This window comes from Pseudomonas sp. P4_B3 (assembly GCF_056402295.1).
On record NZ_JBFUHR010000009.1, the window covers coordinates 128506 to 150335 of the forward strand.

The window sequence follows — 21830 nt, forward strand, 5'->3', positions numbered from 1 at the left end:
AAGTCATGAAAACAACAAGGCCCGGATTGTACCGGGCCTTGGTAAAAAAAATCAGCCTCGCGACTAACTCTCGATGAGACCTTCCCGCGCCTCATACGCCAGCCGCACCGGAGCAAACGAACGCCGGTGAATCGGGGTCGGCCCAAGTCGTGCCAGCGCTTCCAGATGAACGGGCGTCGGGTAGCCTTTATGCCCGCCGATACCGTAACCCGGATAAATCAATTCGAACGCAGCCATTTCTCGGTCGCGACTGACCTTGGCCAGAATTGATGCGGCAGCGATGGCTGGAACCTTGCTATCGCCCTTGACCACGGCTTCGGAGCGCATCGGCAGTTTCGGGCAACGGTTGCCGTCGATCATCGCCAGTTTCGGCTGGACATGCAGCCCGGCGACCGCACGCTGCATGGCCAGCATGGTGGCGTGCAGGATATTGAGTTCGTCGATTTCTTCGACTTCGGCGCGAGCGATACACCAGCTCAGGGCTTTTTCGCAGATTTCGTCGTAGAGCTTTTCGCGGCGGGCTTCGGTGAGTTTCTTCGAGTCGTTCAGGCCGAGGATCGGGCGGTTCGGATCAAGGATCACCGCTGCTGTCACTACCGCACCACAGAGCGGGCCGCGACCGACTTCATCGACACCGGCAACCAACTCTTCGACTTGCGCGACCAAGGTGAAATCCAGCCCCATCTGCATGCTTGTTTTACTCATTTAACTTGGCCGATCAGGTTCAGAACTGCGTCCGCAGCCTGGTTGGAGGCATCCAGACGCAGGGTCCGGTGAATCTCATCAAAGCCACGGGTCTGCTCTTCACCGCCTTCGATCAGCGGTGACAAGGTCTGGGCCAGCGCTTCGACCGTGGCATCGTCCTGCAACAACTCGGGTACCAACAGACGCTGGGCCAACAAGTTCGGCAATGAAATGTAGGGGCTTTTCACCATGCGCTTGAGAATCCAGAACGTCAGCGGCGCCAGACGGTAGGCAACCACCATCGGCCGCTTGTACAGCAATGCTTCAAGCGTTGCGGTTCCGGAGGCAATCAGCACGGCGTCGCAGGCTGCCAGGGCCAGATGGGAGTTGCCATCGAGCAAGGTCAGCGGCAGATCACGACCGGCCAGCAACTCCTCCAACTGAGCCCGGCGCTGCGGACTGGCGCAAGGCATGACAAACCGCATGCCCGGGCGCAGCGCACGCAAGCGCTGGGCGGTATCAAGGAACAACGCGCCGAGTCGGCCAACTTCACCACCGCGGCTGCCGGGCATCAACGCCACCAGCGGCCCGTCAGGCAAACCAAGTTCGGCCCGCGCTGCGGTGCGATCGGCTTCGAGTGGAATGGCGTCGGCCAGGGTATGACCGACGAACCGCACCGGTACGCCCTTCTCTTCGTAGAATTTAGCTTCGAACGGGAATAGCGTGAGCATCAGGTCGCAACCTTCGCGAATCTTCAGCACCCGTTTCTGCCGCCAGGCCCAGACCGACGGGCTGACGTAATGCACGGTCTTGATCCCGGCTTGACGCAGCTTGAGTTCGATATTGAGGTTGAAGTCTGGCGCGTCGATACCGATGAACACATCGGGTTTCGCGTCGATCAGGTCGGCGACCAGCTTCTTGCGCCGTGCCAGCAACTCGCGTAACCGGCCCAGCACTTCCACCAGGCCCATGACGGACAGACGTTCCATCGGGAAGTACGGGGTCAGGCCTTCGGCCTGCATCAGCGGACCACCCACACCGATGAACTCGACAGCCGGGTGACGAGCCTTGAGCGCGCGCATGAGACCCGCACCCAGAATGTCACCGGAAGCCTCACCCGCTACCAGCGCAATACGCAGATTGGCCATGATTAGCGGGTAATGCCGCGGGTCGAAGACTGGATGGAGTCGCGGAACACCGCTACTTCCGGGAACTGCGCAGAAGGCTCGGCCAGTTCGACGAGCGCCTGTTCCACGGTCAGACCCTGGCGGTACACCACCTTGTAGGCACGACGCAGCGCGTGGATCGCATCTTCGCTGAAACCGCGACGGCGCATGCCCTCAAAGTTCATACTACGGGCTTCGGCAGGGTTACCGAACACAGTGACATAGGCAGGAACATCCTTGCCGATCGCCGTCCCCATGCCTGAGAAGCTGTGGGCGCCAATGTGGCAATACTGGTGAACCAGGGTAAAACCGGAAAGGATTGCCCAGTCTTCCACATGCACATGGCCCGCCAGTGCAGTGTTGTTGACCAGGATGCAGTGGTTGCCGATAACGCTGTCGTGGCCGATGTGGGCATACGCCATGATCAGGTTGTGATCGCCCAGGGTCGTTTCCGAACGGTCCTGGATGGTGCCGCGGTGAATCGTCACGCCTTCACGGATGACGTTGTGATCACCGATCACCAGGCGGGTTTCCTCGCCCTTGTACTTCAGGTCAGGTGTGTCTTCGCCCACCGAGGAAAACTGGTAGATGCGATTGTGCTTACCGATTCGCGTCGGACCCTTGAGAATCACGTGTGGCCCGATGACTGTCCCCTCGCCGATTTCCACACCTGCGCCGACGATCGACCACGGGCCGACCTCGACGCCGTCAGCCAGAACGGCTGTCGGATCGATGATTGCACGAGGGTCAATCAAACTCATAGCTTGCGTTCCGCGCAGATGATTTCAGCGGAGCAGACAGGCTTGCCATCGACCGAAGCCTGGCATTCGAACTTCCAGATCTGACGCTTGCAGCTGATGAACTTGGCTTCAAGGATCAGCTGATCGCCTGGCAGAACCGGCTGGCGAAAGCGCAGCTTGTCCGAACCGACGAAGTAATAGAGCGTGCCGTCGGCCGGTTTCACGTCGAGCATTTTGAAACCAAGGATCCCGGCAGCCTGAGCCATTGCTTCGATGATCAATACGCCCGGCATGATTGGATGCGCAGGGAAGTGACCGTTGAAGAATGGTTCGTTGATGCTGACATTCTTGTAGGCACGAATGCGCTTGCCTTCAACATCCAGCTCCACTACCCGGTCCACCAGCAGGAACGGGTAACGGTGAGGCAGGTATTCGCGAATCTCGTTGATGTCCATCATTTCGGGGGGAAGCCTATGTAAAGATTGGGAGCGCGCGACTGACGCGCACCCCTCTAGCAAATCAAGGAGGCAGTCTAGCGGCTGTGCACACTTGATATGGAAATGGTATCAGCCATCTGATGAAGCATTACCGTCAGGGGTCACTTCCCCTACTTGCTTTTCCAGCTGGCGCAGACGTCGCGCGATGTCATCGAGCTGACGAATGCGTGCCGCGCTTTTGCGCCACTCGGCTGCCGGCTGCATGGCCGTACCGGAAGAATAGGCACCTGGCTCGGTAATCGAGTGGGTTACCATGGTCATCCCGGTAATGAAAACGTTGTCACAAATGTCGATGTGCCCCACCAGCCCTACGCCACCGGCGAGCATGCAGTGCTTGCCGATCCTGGTGCTGCCGGAGATCCCGACGCACGCCGCCATGGCGGTGTGATCACCGACCTGAACGTTGTGGGCAATCTGAATCTGGTTGTCGAGCTTCACACCGTTGCCGATGATGGTATCGGCCAGCGCACCGCGATCTATAGCTGTATTCACGCCGATTTCAACGTCATCGCCGATCAACACGCCACCGATCTGGGCGATTTTCTGCCAGATACCTTTTTCATTGGCAAAACCAAAGCCTTCGCCTCCGAGCACCGCTCCGGACTGAATGACGACCCGTTTGCCGACGCGAACGTCGTGATACAGGGTCACACGCGGCGCGAGCCAGCCACCCTCACCCACCACGCTGCGAGCACCGATGAAGCAATGCGCGCCGACAGTCGTACCGGCTGCAACCTGCGCACCGCTTTCGATCACCACAAAAGCACCGATACTCGCCGCAGGATCGACTACCGCATCCGCAGCGATCACTGCCGTGGGATGTATGCCGGCAGCGGCCTTGGGCTTGGGATCGAACAGGTGAGAAACACGCGCGTAGGCTGCGTACGGATCCGGCACCACCAGCACATCCCCGCAATGACCTTCGGCGTCAGCGGCTTTGAGCAACAGGGCTGCAGCCTGACTGCCTGCCAGGTACTTACGGTATTGGGGGTTTGCAAGAAAGCTCAACTGAGCTGGGCCAGCCTCCTGCAAGGTGGCTAGCCCAGTAATTGCTTTCTCGGGGTCGCCACGTAGCGTGGCGCCGAGGAACTCGGCCAGCTGGCCGAGCTTAATGGTCACGGTCATAGGTTACTTCAGCTGATTCATGCGCTCGATAACCTGGCGAGTGATGTCGTACTGCGGCTTGACATCAATCACTGCGCCACGCTCGAAGACCAGGTCAAAAGCACCTTTCTTGATGACTTCTTCCACAGCGCTGTCCAGTTTCGGCTTGAGCTGTTTCAGCATTTCACGGTCGGCAACGGCTTTAGCTTCGTTCAGCTCCTTGGACTGGAACTGGAAGTCACGGGCCTTTTGCTTGAATTCAAGCTCCAGACGCTCCCGTTCGCCCTGCTGCATTTTGTCGCCACCGGCCATCAGGCGGTCCTGAATGCCCTTGGCGCTGGTTTCCAGCGCCTTGAGCTTGGTCAGCTGAGGACCGAACTTCTTCTCGGCATCCACGGCGTATTTCTTGGCCGCGTCAGACTCCAGCAAAGCCATCTGATAGTTCAGAACAGCAATTTTCATGTCGGCGAACGCCGGACCTGCTACCAGTACGGTCGCCAGGAGAACCAATTGAGTCAACTTACGCACGATGCACTCCTACAAAATCCATTGTCGTTATTTTGGGACAGACGCTTAGAACGTCTGGCCAAGAGAGAATTGGAACACTTGAGTCTCAGCGTTATCCGGTTTCTTGACTGGCATGGCCAACGCGAAACTCAGAGGACCCAGTGCGGTGACCCACGTCACACCTACACCGACGGAACTGGCCAGGTTGCTCAGACTGACATCGTTGCACTGCGTGTTGGACTTCGACGCAGGGTTGGTATTGGTCGTCTGCTCGCACTTGGAGTCGAACACGTTACCCACATCCCAGAATACCGAGGTACGCAGGGATCGTTGATCCTTGACGAATGGCAGCGGGAACAGAATCTCAGCACCACCTTGAATCAGGACGTTACCACCGAACGGCAGTGGATCCTGGTCCGGGTCAGCAAGAGTACCCGGGTTGCCAGTGCTGAGTGCGCCGCGGCTCGGAGTACTACGCGGCCCCAATGTACTGTCCTTGAAGCCACGAACCGAGTTGAAACCACCAGCATAGTAGTTTTCATAGAATGGCAAGCCATCGGTCGAACCGTAACCGTCGCCATAACCCAATTCGGTGTGCAAGCGCATGGTGTAGTTGTCAGACAATGGCTGGAACAACTGGCCACGGTAATCGAGTTTGAAGAACGACAGGTCGCTACCCGGTACGGTGACTTCCGCCGTCAAGCTTTGAGAATGACCACGGGTCGCCAATACGCCTTTGTTCAAGGTGGACTCGGACCAGCCGGCCGAAGCCTTGAAGTTCAGGTACTGATCGCCTTCACGGTTAACGAAGTCGAAAATCTCGTCGACGGTGTATTGACCGGTCTTGATCTTGTCCTGTTGCCCAGTCAGGCCGAAGGTCAGACGCGAAGTCTCGCTGATCGGGTAGCCGACGCTCACCCCTGCACCCAGGCTATCCACGGCATAGCTCGCTACATCGACGTCGAGGTCGTTGTAGTCGGTGGTGCGGTAGAAGGCGTTGTAACCCAGGCTCACGCCATCAGCCGTCCAGTAGGGGTCGACAAAACCAAAGTTGTAACGCGTCTGGTACTGGCTTTTGGTCAAGCCGACGCTGACCTTGTTACCGGTACCCAGGAAGTTGTTCTGGGTGATCGAGCCACCGAGGATCAGACCGGCACTCTGGGCGAAACCGACGCTGGCGGTAATCGAACCGGAGGCTTGCTCTTCAACGCTGTAGTTGACGTCCACCTGGTCATCGACACCCGGCACGGCCGGGGTTTCAACGTTGACTTCCTTGAAGAAACCCAGACGTTCCAGACGGGTCTTGGATTGGTCGATCAGGTAGGTCGAAGCCCAGCCGCCTTCCATCTGGCGCATTTCACGACGCAGCACTTCGTCTTCGGACTTGGTGTTGCCACGGAAGTTGATGCGGTTCACGTAAGCACGCTTGCCCGGATCGACCGCGAACAGGATGTCTACGGTGTGATCTTCATCGTGCGGTTGAGGCACGCCATTGACGTTGGCAAAGGTATAGCCCTCGTTACCCAGACGGCGGGTGATCAGTTCGGAGGTGGTGGTCATCAGCTTGCGCGAGAACACCTGGCCTTTTTGCACCAGCAGCAGGGACTTGACCTGGTCTTCAGGGACTTTCAGGTCGCCACTGAGTTTGACGTCACGAACGGTGTATTTCTCGCCTTCGTTGACGTTGACGGTGATGTAGACGTGTTTCTTGTCCGGAGTAATGGATACCTGGGTCGAAGCGATATCCATGTTGATATAGCCACGGTCCAGGTAGTAGGAACGCAGACGCTCCAGGTCACCGGACAGTTTTTCACGGGCGTACTTGTCGTCGTTCTTGAAGAACGACAACCAGTTGGTGGTCTTGAGTTCGAACAGGTCGATCAGGTCTTCATCGGGGAAAACCGTGTTGCCCACCACGTTGATGTGCTGGATAGCGGCAACCGTACCTTCGTTGATGTTGACCTTCAGGCCAACGCGGTTACGCGGTTGCGGCACCACTTCGGTGTCGACGGTAGCCGAGTAGCGACCCTGGGCGACGTACTGGCGCTGCAGTTCGTTACGAACACCTTCAAGGGTGGCACGCTGGAATATCTCGCCTTCGGCCAGACCGGATTGCTTGAGGCCTTTCATCAGGTCTTCGGTAGAGATCGCCTTGTTACCTTCGATCTCGATACTGGCAACAGACGGGCGCTCGACTACCGTGATGACCAGGACGTTGCCATCGCGGCCCAGCTGGATATCTTGAAAGAAACCGGTTTTGAACAACGCACGAGTGGATTCCACCAGGCGACGATCATCCGCCTGTTCACCGACGTTCAACGGCAAAGCACCAAAGACGCTACCCGCGGAGACCCGCTGGAGGCCATTGACGCGAATATCAGAGATAGTGAAGGACTCGGCGTGAACTTCGGCGATCATCAATACGGTGAGAACCGCAGTTAGCAGCAGACGTTTCATGAAGTCCTTTCTTATTCCAACTGGCAATAAACAAACTGCCGCAAAATGCGGCAGATTCGCAATTCAGCGAAGCGTTACAATCGACCCAGATCATTGACCAGAGCAAGCAACATCACCCCGATCACCAAACTGATACCGATCTGTACCCCCCAACCTTGCACCCGATCCGACAAGGGACGACCACGCGCCCACTCGATCAGATAAAACAACAAATGCCCCCCATCCAGTACCGGAATGGGCAACAAATTCAGAACGCCCAGGCTAATACTCAGATAAGCAAGGAAATTCAGGAAATCAGCAACACCCGACTGGGCCGAAGCGCCCGCCACTTTAGCAATGGTTATCGGTCCACTCAAGTTTTTTACCGAGAGCTCGCCGAACAACATTTTCTTCAGAGAATCAAGGGTCAGCACGCTCATGGTCCAGGTGCGTCGAGCCCCCTCGCCAATCGCTGCCAACGGCCCGTAACTGACCTCGCGGATCATCTCCGGCGGCCAATCGACAGCCTTCACCCCCGCCCCCAGGTATCCGCTGGGTGATTTGCGCTCGCCGCGAGCGGCCAGCGTCACCGGGACGTCGATTTGAGCACCGTCGCGCTCAACCCGCAGCATGATTTTGGTATCAGGATGCATACGGACGGTATCGACGACCTGCTGCCAGTCATCCAGCGTACGACCATCAAGCGCCAGCAACCGGTCACCCGTCTTCAGGCCGGCAGCCTGAGCTGGCCCCTTTGGATCGAGTTCAGCCAGGACAGGCGGCAATGCCGGGCGCCACGGGCGAATCCCCAATGAGTGGATAGGGTCAGGCTCGTCAGCCCCTTTGAGCCATTTGTTCAGCGCAAGTTCACGAGGAGAATCAGCTGTGCCCCCCTGTTCGCGAACCATTATCTGCAACGAGCCGCTTTCACCCAGGCGACGAACCAATTGCAGATTCACCTCCGCCCAGCCGGAAGTCGCCTCACCATCAATGGCCACGATTTCCTGACCGGGGCTCAAACCCGCCTTGGCCGCAATACTGCCGGACTCGACAGCCCCGATGACTGGACGCACCTGCTCGCTGCCGAGCATTGCCAAACCCCAGAAGAACACCAATGCCAGCAGGAAATTGGCTATCGGCCCTGCAGCTACAATGGCAATGCGCTGACGAACGGATTTGCGATTGAAGGTCTGGCCGAGCTGATCGAGGGGGACGTCACCCTCGCGCTCGTCGAGCATTTTGACGTAGCCGCCCAACGGGATGGCGGCGACGACGAACTCGGTGCCTTGCTTGTCGTGCCAGCGCAGCAAAGGCATGCCGAAGCCTACGGAGAAGCGCAGCACTTTGACCCCACAACGACGCGCGACCCAAAAATGGCCGAACTCGTGGAAGGTAACCAGCACACCCAGAGCGACCAGGGTGCCGACAATCATATAGAGCGCGCTCATCTACTTTCTCCGCAATCCGATCCGCTGCTGCCTGGGTCAACTATCCGCAGCATTTAGCGCCCGTGACGACTCAACCATTGTCTGGCCAGCAATCGCGCCTTCGCGTCCGCCGTGAACACTGCCTCGAGATCACCTACTGCTACTACGGGCTCAAGATTCAATACTTCTTCGATGATACTCGCGATTTCCGGGTAACGAACCCGTTCGTCGAGAAATGCCGCCACCGCCACTTCGTTCGCCGCATTGAGCATCGCCGGCGCGCTGTTCCCCGCCTCGGCTGCCTGACGGGCCAAACGCAGGCAAGGGAAACGCTCTTCATCCGGTGCCTGAAAATCCAGCCGCGCAATGGCAAACAGATCCAGCGGAGCCACACCCGAGTCAATCCGCTCCGGCCAGGCCAGGGCATTGGCGATGGGCGTGCGCATGTCCGGATTACCCAACTGCGCCAGAACAGAACCATCGACGTAGTCGACCAGCGAATGGATCACACTTTGCGGGTGAACCACCACCTCGACCTGGGATGGCCTGGCATCGAACAGCCAGCAAGCCTCGATCAACTCAAGCCCCTTGTTCATCATGCTGGCCGAGTCAACGGAGATTTTTCGCCCCATGGACCAGTTCGGGTGCGCACACGCCTGATCGGGAGAAACATGCGCCAGTTCAGCTATTGGCGTCTGCCGGAACGGACCGCCGGAAGCTGTCAGCAGAATCCGACGTACACCGACCGCCTCGAGGCCACGAGCATAATCGAGCGGCATGCACTGAAAAATCGCGTTGTGCTCGCTATCGATCGGCAGCAACACCGAACCGCTCTTGCGCACCGCCTGCATAAACAGCGCGCCGGACATGACCAGTGCTTCTTTATTGGCCAGGAGGATCTTTTTGCCAGCCTCGACCGCCGCCAGTGTCGGGCGCAATCCCGCTGCACCGACGATGGCCGCCATGACCGTATCGACTTCCGGATCGGAAGCGACCTGACACAAACCTTCCTCACCCACCAGAACACGGGTCGAAAGACCTGCTGCGCGCAAATCATCCTGCAAGGTGCGGGCAGCAGCGACCTCAGGCACGACAGCAAATCGCGGCACATGGCGCACGCACAGCGCCAGCAATTCACTCAAGCGGCTGAAGCCACTCAAGGCAAAGACCTGATAACGGTCAGGATGGCGAGCGATGACGTCGAGCGTACTCAGGCCAATCGAGCCGGTCGCACCCAGAACGGTAATCTGTTGCGAGCGGCTCATGGGGCCGCCATCCACAGCAGCACGGCAAATACCGGAATCGCTGCTGTCAGGCTGTCGATACGATCCAGCACGCCGCCGTGCCCCGGAAGCAGATTGCTGCTGTCCTTGATCCCGGACTGGCGCTTGAACATGCTCTCAGTGAGGTCGCCCACCACCGAAATGAACACGATCAGCGCGGCACCGATCAGCCCTTTGAGCAGCTCGGCCACCGTCCAGTCGCGCACCAGGGCAACCATTGCGGTAATCACCAGACTCAGCGCCAGACCACCGTAAACGCCTTCCCAGCTCTTGCCCGGACTGACCTGCGGTGCGAGCTTGCGCTTGCCGAAAGCACGACCAGAGAAGTAGGCGCCAACATCGGCCCCCCAGACCAACACCATCACCGCCATGATCAGCCAGTTACCCAGCGGGTATTGCTTGATCTGCACCAGACCTTGCCAGGCCGGCAGGAGAATCAACAGGCCGATCACCAACCTGGTCGCCACATTGGACCAATGCTCGCTCGAATGCGGATAGGTCAGCACCAGATACGTCGCCACCGCCCACCACAACACCGAAGCACCCAATACCCAAGGCGCGAGGCCGGGCAGGATGTACATGAGGAACAGTGCAAAAGCGACCAAGGCGGCATAGCCGACGCGGAACGCCTGAGCGGCGAAACCCGCCAGGCGCGCCCACTCCCAGGCACCCAGGGTCACGACCAGCCCGATGAACAGTGCAAAACCGAAACCTTCAAGCAGGAAAAACCCGCACAGGGCAATCGGCAGCAGGATCAGCGCGGTGATGATTCGTTGTTTAAGCATTAAACCCGGGCTCCAGCCTCGACCTGCTCGCTCGTTTTACCGAAGCGGCGCTGGCGGGAAGCGAAATCGGCCAGCGCATTGCGCATGGCATCGTGTTTGAAGTCCGGCCAGAACAGGTCGGAAAAATACAACTCGGCATAGGCCAGTTGCCAGAGCAGGAAGTTGCTGATGCGGCGCTCGCCACCGGTACGGATACACAGGTCCGGCAACGGCAGGTCGCCCGTGACCAGGCAGGTCTGCAGCAGACCAGGTGTGATGTCTTCCGGACGCAAGTGCCCGGCCTGAACTTCTCGTGCCAGTCGTTGCGCAGCTTGCGCAATATCCCACTGACCGCCGTAATTGGCGGCGATCTGCAGGATAAAACGATTGGCGCCAACCGTCATGGCCTCGGCTTCACGCATGGCAGCCTGCAGCTCCGGATGAAAACGCGAGCGGTCACCAATGATGCGCAGGCTGATGTTGTTGTCGTTGAGGCGCTTGGCCTCACGACGCAGCGCCCTGAAGAACAGATCCATCAAGGCGCTGACCTCATCGGCCGGACGCTGCCAGTTCTCGCTGGAAAAGGCGAACAGGGTCAACACTTCGACCTTGGCCTCGGCACAAACCTCAATGACCGCACGCACCGCATCCACACCCGCTTTATGCCCGGCGACACCCGGCATAAAGCGCTTTTTCGCCCAGCGATTGTTACCATCCATGATAATCGCGACATGGCGCGGCACCGCGGACGGTGCAGTCTGCTTGGTCTTTTCCATGAAAACGCGACCCTTATACGGCCATCAGGTCTTTTTCTTTCTCTGCCAGCTTCGCGTCGATTTCGGCCACGAACTTCTTGGTCAGATCGTCAATCTCGCCAGTGGCGCGACGCTCTTCGTCTTCGCTGATTTCTTTTTCCTTGACCAGATCTTTCAGCGAACTGTTGGCATCACGACGGATGTTACGCACCGCTACACGGGCATCCTCAGCAACGTCGCGAGCCTGCTTGGTGAAGCCACGACGGGTTTCTTCAGTCAGCGCCGGCATGCTGATCAGCAGCAACTCGCCAAGGTTGGTCGGGTTCAGGTTCAGACCAGCACTGCCGATCGCCTTGTCGACAGCACCCAGCATGTTGCGCTCGAAGGCGACGACTTGCAGGGTACGGGCGTCCTTGACGGAGATGTTGGCCACTTGCTTGATCGGAGTGTCGGCGCCGTAGTACGGCACCATCACGCCTTCCAGGATGCTCGGGTGCGCCTGGCCGGTACGAATACGACCGAAGTTGTGCGCCAGCGATTCCACGGACTTCTGCATGCGCTCTTTAGCGTCTTTCTTGATTTCGTTGATCATTGTTCGCCTTCCTCGATCAGGGTTCCTTCAGCGCCGCCATGCACGATGTTCAGCAGGGCGCCGGGCTTGTTCATGTTAAATACGCGTAGCGGCATCTTGTGGTCGCGGCACAGGCAAATGGCCGTCAGATCCATCACACCCAGCTTGCGATCCAGCACTTCATCGTAGGTCAGATGATCGAACTTCTCGGCATGCGGGTCTTTGAACGGGTCAGCGGTGTAGACGCCATCGACCTTGGTCGCCTTGAGCACGACATCGGCATCGATTTCGATTGCACGCAGGCAGGCAGCCGAATCCGTCGTAAAGAACGGGTTACCCGTACCGGCCGCGAAAATCACCACGTCCTTGGAGTTCAAGTGGCGCATGGCCTTGCGGCGATCGTAGTGATCGGTCACGCCTACCATGGAAATGGCCGACATCACGATGGCCGAGATATTGGCACGTTCCAGCGCGTCGCGCATTGCCAGGGCGTTCATCACAGTGGCCAGCATGCCCATGTGGTCGCCGGTAACCCGATCCATGCCCGCCGCGCTGAGCGCCGCGCCGCGGAACAGGTTGCCACCACCGATGACCAGACCGACCTGAACACCGATGCCGACCAGTTGGCCAACTTCCAATGCCATGCGATCCAGAACTTTCGGGTCGATCCCGAACTCTTCCGAGCCCATCAGGGCCTCGCCGCTAAGCTTGAGTAGAATGCGTTTATAGCGAGCCTGATAACCACTGCCCTGCTGAGCCATTGCGAATCTCTCCTGCGGCGTATTTTAAAAATTCTTTGCGAGCTGTTTACAGCTGGCGCTCAATCTAGCTTGGCGCTGCTTCAGCGCCATCGGAACATGGCTTTGTAAGCCAGTTCCAAAAGGAAACCAAATAAAAATTGGTGCCCCATCTGAAAAGAGGCTGCGCGCGTAAGCGGGCAGCCTCTTCTGGGCGACAGTTAAAAAACCGTCTTATTGCTTGGCGGCAGCCAGCTGGGCAGCAACTTCTTCTGCGAAGTTGTCCACTGGCTTCTCGATGCCTTCGCCTACCTTGAAGTAAGTGAAGGAAACGATTTCAGCGCCGGCTTTCTTGGCCAGGGCACCCACGGTGACTTCCGGGTTCATGACGAAAGCTTGCTCGACCAGGCTGGCTTCAGCCAGGAACTTGGTGATACGACCAGCAATCATCTTCTCGACGATTTCAGCTGGCTTGCCTTTCATCTTGTCTTCGTTCAGGGTCAGGAAAACGCCCTTCTCGCGCTCGATGGCCTCTGGCGAAACCTGCGATGGCAGCAGGAACTCAGGGTTGCTTGCCGCCACGTGCATGGCGATCTCTTTGGCCAGCTGAACATCGCCGCCCTTGAGAACAACAGCAACACCGATCTTGTTACCGTGCAGGTAGGTGCCGACTACGTCACCCTCTACGCGTACCAGGCGACGAATGTTGACGTTTTCGCCAACTTTGGCCACCAGGGCTTCACGAGCCGATTCCTGAGCGGCGATCAGCGGAGCTGCGTCGGTCAGTTTTTCGTCGAAGGCTTTTTCTACGCTGGCAGCAACGAAGTTCTTGAAGTCGTCTTGCAGGGCCAGGAAGTCGGTCTGCGAGTTCACTTCCAGCAGCACGGCTACCTTGTCGTCAGCCTTGATGGCGATAGCGCCTTCAGCGGCAACGTTGCCGGCTTTCTTGGCAGCCTTGATGGCGCCCGAAGCACGCATGTCATCAATGGCTTTCTCGATGTCGCCGCCAGCCTTGGTCAAGGCCTTTTTGCAATCCATCATGCCTTCGCCGGTACGCTCGCGCAGTTCTTTGACCAACGCTGCAGTAATCTCTGCCATTTCAAAATCCTCTTGGATAGGTTTTCAACCATTCCACCCGATCGAACGGGCGATCAATTCTTCCCGAACCACCCTTGTTAGCTGCCGCACGTTACAGATAGAGCAGTGGGCGCCGACAAATGGTTTTCGAGGTGGCAAAAAGGGGGCCAAGCCCCCTTTTTGCTTACTGAGTCAACGCCAAGGCGTCAATTACTCAGCTGCAGCCTGAGTTTCTTCAGCTGCGAACTCAACGGTGCCGCCGGCAACATTGTTGCGACCGCGGATGACAGCGTCAGCCATCGAACCCATGTACAGCTGGATAGCGCGGATTGCGTCATCGTTGCCTGGGATGATGTAGTCAACGCCTTCCGGGCTGCTGTTGGTATCGACTACGCCGATAACCGGGATGCCCAGCTTGTTGGCTTCGGTGATCGCGATGCGCTCGTGATCAACGTCGATAACGAACAGAGCGTCTGGCAGACCGCCCATGTCCTTGATACCACCCAGGGAACGATCCAGCTTTTCCAGGTCACGGGAGCGCATCAGCGCTTCTTTCTTGGTCAGCTTGGCGAAAGTACCGTCTTCGGCTTGAACTTCAAGGTCACGCAGACGCTTGATGGAAGCACGGATGGTTTTAAAGTTGGTCAGCATGCCGCCCAACCAGCGGTGATCGACGTACGGCGAACCGCAACGTGCCGCTTCTTCAGCAACGATCTTGCCAGCGGAACGCTTGGTGCCGACGAACAGAATCTTGTTTTTGCCCTGGGCCAGACGCTCTACGAAAGTCAGAGCTTCGTTGAACATTGGCAGGGTTTTTTCAAGGTTGATGATGTGGATCTTGTTACGCGCGCCGAAAATGTACTTGCCCATTTTCGGGTTCCAGTAACGGGTCTGGTGACCGAAGTGCACACCGGCCTTCAGCATATCGCGCATGTTGACTTGGGACATGATAGTTCCTTAATAAGTCGGGTTTGGCCTCCACGTATCCCAATGACCAACCAGCAGCATCAGCTGAAGGCACCCAGGTCATCGTGTCGACACGTGTGTGGATTTAGGCTTTTCGGGACATCCCCGGAAAGCGGCGCATTTTATATCACAAGGCAGGGCAAAACGGAACCCGGATTCTGAAATCCTGGCGGACGCTTTGCTCCATCCCTTGGAATCCGCCAAGAATGCACCATTCTATAGAGAGAAGCGATGCACACAGGCGCAGATTTGCGCTGATCGTCTGGTAGAATCGCATTTTTCAGGGCTGCGAAGATCAATCGCGCAACGCCCTTTCCGTTTAGAAAGCGCCGCCTGGCGCAGAGAGAGCCTGTATGACCGTCACCCTCAAAACCCCCGAGGATATCGCCAAAATGCGTATCGCCGGCAAACTGGCCGCCGATGTGCTGGAAATGATTGCCGAACATGTCAAGCCGGGCGTTACCACCGATCAGTTGAACCAGATCTGCCACGACTACATCGTCAATGAGCAGAAAGCCATCCCTGCCCCGCTCAACTACAAGGGCTATCCGAAGTCGATCTGCACGTCGATCAACCACGTTGTCTGCCACGGCATCCCGAACGACAAGCCGCTGAAAGATGGCGACACCCTGAACATCGACGTCACCGTCATCAAGGACGGTTACCACGGCGACACCAGCCGCATGTTCCACGTCGGCACCGTGCCGGTCTGGGCCGAGCGCCTGTCCCAGGTCACCCAGGAATGCATGTACAAGGCGATTGAAATCGTCAAACCCGGCTGCCGCCTGGGCGACATCGGCGAAATCATCCAGAAGCACGCTGAAAAGAACGGATTCTCGGTGGTTCGCGAATTCTGCGGCCACGGAATCGGCAAGGTGTTCCACGAAGAGCCACAAATCCTGCACTACGGCCGCGCTGGCACGGGCATGGAACTCAAGGCCGGCATGACCTTCACCATCGAGCCGATGATCAACCAGGGCCGTGCCGACACCAAGGTACTGGGCGACGGCTGGACCGCGATTACCAAGGATCGCAAGCTCTCGGCACAGTGGGAACACACCCTGCTGGTGACCGAAACCGGTTACGAGATCTTCACCCTGCGCAGCGATGACACCATCCCTCGCGTTTCGGCCTGATCCCGTTACCGTACATCGCCTATAGAAAGGAAAGCCAATCGATGCCGCAGGTGGATCCCGAACTCTTCGACCGTGGCCAGTTCCAGGCTGAACTGGCCCTGAAGGCAAGCCCGATCGCGGCCTTCAAGAAGGCGATCCGCCAGGCCCGCGAGGTGCTTGACGCGCGCTTTCGTAGCGGCCGCGACATTCGCCGACTGATCGAGGATCGCGCCTGGTTCGTCGACAACATCCTGCAAAAAGCCTGGGATCAGTTCAGCTGGAGCGAGGAAGCCGACATCGCGCTGGTTGCGGTCGGCGGCTACGGCCGTGGTGAATTGCACCCTTATTCCGATATCGATTTGCTGATCCTGCTGGACAGCGCCGACCATGAAGTTTTCCGCGATTCCATCGAGCGTTTTCTGACGCTGCTGTGGGACATCGGCCTGGAGGTCGGCCAGAGCGTTCGCTCGGTCGAGGAGTGCGCCGTCGAGGCCCGTGCCGACCTGACGGTCGTCACCAACCTGATGGAAAGCCGCACCATCGCCGGCCCCGAGCATCTGCGCCAGCGTATGCTGGACGTCACCAGCACCGGGCACATGTGGCCGAGCAAGGACTTCTTCCTGGCCAAGCGTGCCGAACAAAAGGCCCGCCACCACAAGTACAACGACACCGAATACAACCTGGAACCCAACGTCAAAGGCTCGCCCGGCGGCCTGCGGGATATCCAGACGATCCTGTGGGTGGCCCGTCGCGAGTACGGTACCCTGAACCTGCGGGCACTGGCGGGCGAAGGATTCCTGGTCGAGAGTGAAAACGCCCTGCTCGCCTCTTCCCAGGAGTTCCTGTGGAAGGTTCGCTATGCCCTGCACATGCTCGCTGGCCGCTCCGAAGACCGCCTGCTGTTCGATCACCAGCGCACCATTGCCGGACTGCTGGGTTTCAAAGGCGACGACGCCAAGCAAGCCATCGAAAATTTCATGCAGCAGTATTACCGGGTGGTGATGAGCATCGCCCAGCTCAGCGACCTGATCATCCAGCACTTCGAGGAAGTCATCCTCGCACCGGAAGACGAAGCCCCACCGCAGCCGATCAACTCGCGCTTCCAGTTGCATGACGGTTATATCGAGGCACGCAACAACAACGTCTTGCGCCGCACGCCATTCGCCATGCTCGAAATCTTCGTGCTGATGGCCCAGCAGCCGGAAATCAAGGGCGTGCGCGCCGATACCATTCGTCTGCTGCGGGAAAACCGTCACCTGATCGACGACGACTTCCGCAACGATATTCGCAACACCAGCCTGTTTATCGAGCTGTTCAAGTGCAAGATCGGCATCCACCGCAACCTGCGGCGGATGAACCGTTACGGCATCCTGGGGCGCTATCTGCCCGAATTCGGCTTTATCGTCGGGCAGATGCAACATGACCTGTTCCACATCTATACGGTCGACGCGCACACCCTGAACCTGGTCAAACACCTGCGTAAGTTGCAGTACACCCAGGTGTCGGAAAAATTCCCACTGGCCAGCAAGCTCATGGGCAAGCTGCCCAAACCCGAGCTGATCTACATGGCCGGCCTGTACCACGACATCGGCAAAGGCCGGCAGGGCGATCACTCGGACATCGGCGCCGTGGATGCCGAGGCCTTTTGCCAGCGCCACCATCTGCCCACGTGGGACAGCCGCCTGATCGTGTGGCTGGTGCAAAACCACCTGGTGATGTCGACCACCGCCCAGCGCAAGGACTTGTCCGACCCGCAGGTGATCCACGATTTCGCACAGATCGTCGGCGACGAAACCCGCCTCAACTATCTGTATGTGCTGACCGTCGCCGACATCAACGCCACCAACCCGACCCTGTGGAACTCATGGCGCGCCAGCCTGCTGCGCCAGCTCTATACCGAGACCAAGCGCGCCCTGCGTCGTGGCCTGGAGAACCCGGTGGACCGCGAAGAACAGATCCGCCAGACCCAGAGCGCCGCCCTGGATATCCTGGTGCGCGGCGGCACCGACCCGGACGATGTCGAGCAACTGTGGGCGCAGTTGGGTGATGACTATTTCCTGCGCCACACCGCCGGCGACGTGGCCTGGCACAGCGACGCGATCCTCCAGCAGCCGACCGACGGCGGGCCATTGGTACTGATCAAGGAAACTACCCAGCGCGAATTTGAAGGTGGCACGCAAATCTTCATCTACGCCCCCGACCAGCACGACTTCTTTGCCGTGACCGTGGCCGCGATGGACCAGCTCAACCTGAACATTCACGACGCCCGGGTCATCACCTCCAGCAGCCAGTTCACCCTCGACACCTACATCGTGCTCGACACCGACGGCGACTCGATTGGCGATAACCCGGCGCGGATCAAGCAAATCCGTGACGGCCTGACCGAAGCCCTGCGCAACCCGGACGACTACCCGACCATCATCCAGCGCCGGGTTCCGCGTCAGCTCAAGCATTTCGCCTTTGCGCCACAGGTGACGATCCACAACGATGCCCAGCGTCAGGTGACGGTACTGGAGCTCACGGCGCCCGACCGCCCGGGCCTGCTGGCGCGGATCGGCACGATTTTCCTGGAGTTCGACCTGTCGCTGCAGAACGCCAAGATCGCCACCCTCGGCGAGCGCGTGGAAGACGTGTTCTTCATCACCGACGCCAACAATCAGCCGCTGTCCGACCCGCTGCTGTGCAGCCGCCTGCAGGATGCGATCGTCGAACAACTGAGCGTCAACCAGGAATCCGATATCAAACTGTCGCGCATCAGCATCTGAACCAACAACGCGAGCCTGCCCTTTGTAGGAGCTGGCTTGCCAGCGATGGACTAAAGAGCGCCGCGCTTACCCAGTAAGCACGCGTTATCGTTGACGACCATCGCTGGCAAGCCAGCTCCTACAGGAAACAGGGCTTGCCCGTTCCCACACCGAACGAGATACATTGATGAACAACGCCCTGTCCCAGCTCCAGCCCTACCCGTTCGAGAAACTCCGCGCCCTGCTTGGCAGCGTGACGCCGAACCCGGACAAGCGTCCGATCGCGCTGTCCATCGGCGAGCCGAAACACCGTTCGCCAAGCTTTGTCGCCGAGGCCCTGGCCAGCAATCTGGAAAAAATGGCTGTGTACCCGACCACACTCGGTATCCCGGAGCTGCGTGAAGCCATCGCGGCATGGTGCGAGCGTCGCTTCGACGTCCCCAAGGGCTGGATCGACCCCGCGCGCAACGTGTTGCCGGTCAACGGCACTCGCGAAGCGCTGTTCGCCTTCACCCAGACCGTGGTCAACCGTGGCGATGACGCGCTGGTGGTCAGCCCGAACCCGTTCTATCAGATCTACGAAGGCGCGGCGTTCCTCGCCGGGGCCAAGCCGCATTACCTCCCGTGCCTGGACGAAAACAGCTTCAACCCGGATTTCGACGCCGTGTCGCCAGACATCTGGAAACGCTGCCAAATCCTGTTCCTGTGCTCGCCAGGCAACCCGACCGGTGCTTTGATTCCGGTGCAAATCCTGAAAAAGCTGATCGCCCTGGCCGACGAATATGACTTCGTGATTGCCGCCGATGAGTGCTACAGCGAGCTGTACTTCGACGAACAAACCCCGCCGCCAGGCCTGCTCAGCGCTTGCGCAGAACTGGGTCGCAAGGACTTCAAGCGTTGCGTGGTATTCCACAGCCTGTCCAAGCGTTCGAACCTGCCGGGACTGCGTTCAGGCTTTGTTGCCGGTGACGCCGACATCCTCAAGGGCTTCCTGCTCTATCGCACCTACCACGGCTGCGCGATGCCGGTTCAAACACAACTGGCCAGTGTTGCCGCGTGGAATGACGAGGTGCATGTGCGCGCCAACCGTGCACTGTATCGCGAGAAATTCGATGCGGTTCTGGAAATCCTCAGCCCGGTCATGGACGTACAGCGCCCGGATGGCAGCTTCTACCTGTGGCCGAATGTAGCCGGTGACGACGCCGCCTTCTGCCGCGACCTGTTCGAGCAGGAACACGTGACCGTGGTGCCGGGTTCTTACCTGTCGCGGGATGTGGATGGCGTCAACCCGGGTGCCGGGCGTGTGCGCATGGCACTGGTGGCGCCGCTTGCCGAGTGTGTCGAAGCTGCCGAGCGGATTCGCGCGTTCATCCAGCGCCGCAAATAACCGCGCCGCCGCTCAGGGCCAGGTGTTATTTCACCTGGCCGAGTTTGGCCTCACTCAAATCCAGTTCCCCCAACACCTCACGCAACACGTCATCGCCAATCTGGTGATGACGACTGAGGCTGTACAACTCCAGGCGCTGCGCCCGCAACGCCTTCAAACGCAGGCGCCGCGCACTTCATTACGCCGTTTGTCGTCCGGACTGGCTTCAGCGCCACGCAACAACAGGTTTTGTGCCACAGCCGCCGCGAAACCGTTCGGCCATGGCATAATCCGTCACCTTTCAAATCCAGCACCTGTAAAGGGGGCGATTCCTTGGCCGTTTCAAGCAAAACGTTGCACCTTTTCGGCATCAAAGCCTGTGACACCATGAAAAAGGCGCGCACCTGGCTCGATGAACACGCTGTCAGCTATGACTTTCATGATTACAAAGCGGTCGGTATCGACCGTGAACACCTGACCCAATGGTGCAACGAGCACGGCTGGGAAGTGGTGTTGAACCGTGCAGGCACGACCTTTCGCAAGCTCGACGACGAACGCAAAGCCGATCTCGACCAGACGAAAGCCATCGAACTGATGCTCGCACAGCCCTCGATGATCAAGCGCCCGGTGCTCGATCTCGGTGACCGAACCCTGATTGGCTTCAAGCCAGACATCTACGCGGCCGCGCTCAAGTAAGCAGCCCGTTCAATTTTGTTAGAGGTATACACATGTCCACTACCCTGTTCAGCCTGGCCTTCGGCGTCGGCACTCAAAACCGTCAAGGCGCATGGCTGGAAGTGTTCTACGCCGCCCCGGTACTCAAGCCATCGGCTGAAGTCCTCGCCGCCATCACACCGATTCTGGGCTACACCGAAGGCAATCAGGCCATTGCGTTCAGCACCGCCCAGGCCTCGCAACTGGCTGAAGCACTGAAAAGCGTCGATGCTGCCCAGGCCGCCCTGCTGACCCGCCTGGCCGAGAGTCACAAGCCGCTGGTTGCCACCTTGCTGGCTGAAGACGCCCAGCTGTCGTCCACCCCGGAGGCCTACCTCAAGCTGCACCTGCTGAGCCATCGCCTGGTCAAGCCACACGGCCTGAACCTGGCCGGCATCTTCCCGCTGCTGCCGAACGTGGCCTGGACCAGCCAGGGCGCGGTCGATCTGAGCGAACTGGCTGAACTGCAACTCGAAGCCCGCCTGCGCGGCGAGCTGCTGGAAGTATTCTCGGTGGACAAGTTCCCGAAAATGACCGACTACGTGGTTCCGGCCGGCGTGCGTATCGCCGACGCTGCGCGTCTGCGCCTGGGTGCCTACGTTGGCGAAGGCACCACCGTGATGCACGAAGGCTTCATCAACTTCAACGCCGGCACCGAAGGCCCGGGCATGATCGAAGGCCGCGTTTCCGCTGGCGTATTCGTCGGCAAGGGTTCGGACCTGGGCGGCGGCTGCTCGACCATGGGCACCCTGTCGGGCGGCGGCAACATCGTGATCAAGGTCGGCGAAGGCTGCCTGATCGGCGCCAACGCCGGTATCGGTATCCCGTTGGGCGACCGCAATACCGTCGAGTCGGGCCTGTACGTGACCGCCGGCACCAAAGTCGCGCTGCTGGACGAAAACAATCAACTGGTCAAAGTGGTCAAGGCCCGTGAACTGGCCGGCCAGACAGACCTGCTGTTCCGTCGCAATTCGGAAACCGGTGCCGTGGAATGCAAAACCCACAAATCGGCCATCGAACTGAACGAAGCGCTGCACGCTCACAACTAAGCGTTACACGATCACCTGTGTAGGAGAAGCCGGTCGACGCTCGATTGCTCGCGATGGACGTCAACGATTACGCGCGGCACCAGACAGCACGCGTCGTCCATGCGTCCATCGCGAGCAGGCTCGCTCCT

The 21830-nt window shown here is 58.9% G+C and carries 21 protein-coding genes; 5 read left to right on the plus strand and 16 right to left on the minus strand.

Annotated features, from left to right (window positions below):
* Positions 1-63 precede the first annotated feature (63 nt).
* The 15 genes from rnhB to rpsB all read right to left on the minus strand — a co-directional run bounded on the left by rnhB (position 64) and on the right by rpsB (position 14696).
* A complete protein-coding gene (gene rnhB / locus AC1DWG_RS12765; protein WP_477755709.1) occupies positions 64-690 on the minus strand; it encodes a ribonuclease HII in 627 nt (208 codons plus the stop codon).
* An 11-nt stretch (positions 691-701) separates the two neighbouring features.
* On the minus strand, positions 702-1832 hold the full coding sequence (gene lpxB, locus AC1DWG_RS12770; protein WP_477787858.1) for a lipid-A-disaccharide synthase: 1131 nt from the start codon (positions 1830-1832) through the stop codon (positions 702-704).
* 2 nt (positions 1833-1834) lie between these two features.
* Complete coding sequence (gene lpxA / locus AC1DWG_RS12775) at positions 1835-2611, minus strand: acyl-ACP--UDP-N-acetylglucosamine O-acyltransferase (protein ID WP_046041139.1); 777 nt, start codon at positions 2609-2611, stop codon at positions 1835-1837.
* Entirely contained in the window at positions 2608-3048 is a 441-nt protein-coding gene (fabZ, locus tag AC1DWG_RS12780) for a 3-hydroxyacyl-ACP dehydratase FabZ (protein WP_007978374.1), read from the minus strand. Before fabZ ends, lpxA begins: the two co-directional genes overlap by 4 nt.
* Positions 3049-3156: 108 nt before the next feature.
* Positions 3157-4212: a UDP-3-O-(3-hydroxymyristoyl)glucosamine N-acyltransferase gene (lpxD, locus tag AC1DWG_RS12785; protein WP_108216664.1), complete on the minus strand. Its 1056-nt coding sequence runs from the start codon at positions 4210-4212 to the stop codon at positions 3157-3159.
* A 3-nt stretch (positions 4213-4215) separates the two neighbouring features.
* Entirely contained in the window at positions 4216-4719 is a 504-nt protein-coding gene (locus tag AC1DWG_RS12790; RefSeq protein ID WP_046041136.1) for an OmpH/Skp family outer membrane protein, read from the minus strand.
* Positions 4720-4764: 45 nt separating this feature from the next.
* On the minus strand, positions 4765-7155 hold the full coding sequence (bamA, locus tag AC1DWG_RS12795) for an outer membrane protein assembly factor BamA (protein WP_477763883.1): 2391 nt from the start codon (positions 7153-7155) through the stop codon (positions 4765-4767).
* A 74-nt stretch (positions 7156-7229) separates the two neighbouring features.
* Positions 7230-8582 carry a sigma E protease regulator RseP gene (gene rseP, locus AC1DWG_RS12800; RefSeq protein ID WP_477787859.1) on the minus strand — a complete coding sequence of 451 codons (1353 nt, stop codon included), beginning with the start codon at positions 8580-8582 and terminating at the stop codon, positions 7230-7232.
* Positions 8583-8635: 53 nt separating this feature from the next.
* Complete coding sequence (gene ispC / locus AC1DWG_RS12805; protein WP_477787860.1) at positions 8636-9826, minus strand: 1-deoxy-D-xylulose-5-phosphate reductoisomerase; 1191 nt, start codon at positions 9824-9826, stop codon at positions 8636-8638.
* The gene (locus AC1DWG_RS12810) at positions 9823-10629 is read right to left on the minus strand and encodes a phosphatidate cytidylyltransferase (RefSeq protein ID WP_477787861.1); all 807 of its coding nucleotides are present in this window, start codon (positions 10627-10629) and stop codon (positions 9823-9825) included. The genes ispC and AC1DWG_RS12810 overlap by 4 nt, the downstream gene beginning before the upstream one ends.
* On the minus strand, positions 10629-11384 hold the full coding sequence (uppS, locus tag AC1DWG_RS12815; RefSeq protein ID WP_477755110.1) for a polyprenyl diphosphate synthase: 756 nt from the start codon (positions 11382-11384) through the stop codon (positions 10629-10631). The genes AC1DWG_RS12810 and uppS overlap by 1 nt, the downstream gene beginning before the upstream one ends.
* Before the next feature lie 13 nt (positions 11385-11397).
* Entirely contained in the window at positions 11398-11955 is a 558-nt protein-coding gene (frr, locus tag AC1DWG_RS12820; RefSeq protein ID WP_477755109.1) for a ribosome recycling factor, read from the minus strand.
* The gene (pyrH, locus tag AC1DWG_RS12825; RefSeq protein WP_108216656.1) at positions 11952-12695 is read right to left on the minus strand and encodes a UMP kinase; all 744 of its coding nucleotides are present in this window, start codon (positions 12693-12695) and stop codon (positions 11952-11954) included. The genes frr and pyrH overlap by 4 nt, the downstream gene beginning before the upstream one ends.
* Before the next feature lie 210 nt (positions 12696-12905).
* Entirely contained in the window at positions 12906-13769 is an 864-nt protein-coding gene (gene tsf / locus AC1DWG_RS12830) for a translation elongation factor Ts (protein WP_477755108.1), read from the minus strand.
* Positions 13770-13958: 189 nt separating this feature from the next.
* Positions 13959-14696, minus strand: coding sequence for a 30S ribosomal protein S2 (rpsB, locus tag AC1DWG_RS12835; RefSeq protein ID WP_003222119.1), 738 nt, complete (start codon positions 14694-14696; stop codon positions 13959-13961).
* Between the two features lie 371 nt (positions 14697-15067).
* On the opposite strand from rpsB, the gene map reads away from it, so the two are divergent.
* The 3 genes from map to dapC all read left to right on the plus strand — a co-directional run bounded on the left by map (position 15068) and on the right by dapC (position 19960).
* Positions 15068-15850 carry a type I methionyl aminopeptidase gene (gene map / locus AC1DWG_RS12840; protein ID WP_015093761.1) on the plus strand — a complete coding sequence of 261 codons (783 nt, stop codon included), beginning with the start codon at positions 15068-15070 and terminating at the stop codon, positions 15848-15850.
* Positions 15851-15891: 41 nt separating this feature from the next.
* Positions 15892-18594: a [protein-PII] uridylyltransferase gene (locus tag AC1DWG_RS12845; protein WP_477763886.1), complete on the plus strand. Its 2703-nt coding sequence runs from the start codon at positions 15892-15894 to the stop codon at positions 18592-18594.
* A 166-nt stretch (positions 18595-18760) separates the two neighbouring features.
* On the plus strand, positions 18761-19960 hold the full coding sequence (dapC, locus tag AC1DWG_RS12850; protein ID WP_477787862.1) for a succinyldiaminopimelate transaminase: 1200 nt from the start codon (positions 18761-18763) through the stop codon (positions 19958-19960).
* 25 nt (positions 19961-19985) lie between these two features.
* On the opposite strand, the gene AC1DWG_RS12855 is transcribed toward dapC, so the two are convergent.
* Complete coding sequence (locus tag AC1DWG_RS12855; protein ID WP_477763888.1) at positions 19986-20117, minus strand: hypothetical protein; 132 nt, start codon at positions 20115-20117, stop codon at positions 19986-19988.
* Between the two features lie 155 nt (positions 20118-20272).
* On the opposite strand from AC1DWG_RS12855, the gene AC1DWG_RS12860 reads away from it, so the two are divergent.
* Together AC1DWG_RS12860 and dapD are read left to right on the plus strand one after the other, a co-directional pair.
* Positions 20273-20635, plus strand: coding sequence for an ArsC family reductase (locus tag AC1DWG_RS12860; protein WP_477755105.1), 363 nt, complete (start codon positions 20273-20275; stop codon positions 20633-20635).
* Between the two features lie 32 nt (positions 20636-20667).
* On the plus strand, positions 20668-21702 hold the full coding sequence (gene dapD, locus AC1DWG_RS12865) for a 2,3,4,5-tetrahydropyridine-2,6-dicarboxylate N-succinyltransferase (RefSeq protein WP_477755104.1): 1035 nt from the start codon (positions 20668-20670) through the stop codon (positions 21700-21702).
* Positions 21703-21830: the final 128 nt, after the last annotated feature.